Genomic DNA, 243 nt, shown 5'->3' on the forward strand with positions numbered 1-243 from the left:
CTGCAGGCACACGGCGAGCACGCGATCGGGGAAGTCGCGCACGAGCTCGCCGGTCACCCGGGCGACGTCGGCGGGCTGCACACCGGAGGCGTATGTCGTCACGCGGGTGAGGACGCGGGCGCCGCTCAGATCGAGCAGGACGGCCTCCACGCTCTGCGCGCGGACGATCACGACGCACACGAGGTAGTACGCGCGGTTGAGCTCGACGCGCGTGCCCGGCTTGCCGCCGGTGCTCTCGGCCTG

General features: G+C 72.8%; 1 protein-coding gene. It reads right to left on the reverse strand.

Going from position 1 to position 243, the window contains the following annotated elements:
* Positions 1-243 (reverse strand): hypothetical protein (locus SB658_RS26820; protein WP_410603540.1); only part of this gene is annotated, 243 nt, incomplete at both ends.

The organism is Bacillus sp. SIMBA_008, from assembly GCF_046535495.1.
Taxonomy (GTDB): domain Bacteria; phylum Bacillota; class Bacilli; order Bacillales; family Bacillaceae; genus Bacillus; species Bacillus subtilis.